The sequence below is a fragment of the Thalassobacillus sp. C254 genome, assembly GCF_001310615.1.
Window position 1 is genome coordinate 1 of record NZ_BAXQ01000078.1, and the last position, 525, is coordinate 525.

The following is a 525-nucleotide window of genomic DNA, read 5'->3' on the forward strand; positions in this document are numbered from 1 at the left end:
TCATTGTAGCGGCCCAGGTAACAGGAATCGTGGTACGTGATCGTTTCCTTGATTTCATGGGTCGGCTTCAGCTTGCCTTCCCGGACCAGCTCAGCGAGAAGCTCGGTATGATGATAGACTTCCACATCTTCTTCCAGTCCGAAGTCAGGATATTCATTTTTAAACGTGTTGTAGGCGTGAGGATCAATCGTGACGATCTTTTTCACGTCATTTTTCTGGAACGTGTCAATGTTTGCCGTCGCAAGCTCCTGAAACAGAAATTCGTTTCCAATCCGTCTTGGCGTGTCACCGGAGTTCTTTTCCTTGTTTCCTAGAATCGCAAACTTCACACCCGCTTCATTCATCAGTTTCGCAAAGGACTGGGCTATCTTTTGACTTCTCTTGTCATAGGAGCCCATGGATCCCACAAAGAACAGGTACTCAAACTCTTCCCCGCGTTTTTTCATTTCTTTGATCGTCGGCGCGTCGACATCGTCCCGGCTTTCCCGCCAGTTCTCACGCTCCTTGCGGTTAATGCCCCACGGG

The 525-nt window shown here is 49.1% G+C and carries 1 protein-coding gene; it reads right to left on the minus strand.

Annotated elements, in window-relative coordinates; genetic code table 11:
- Positions 1-525, minus strand: a 525-nt coding sequence (locus tag JCM19033_RS21710) for a (Fe-S)-binding protein (RefSeq protein ID WP_198153637.1), incomplete at both ends; no start/stop codon positions are given.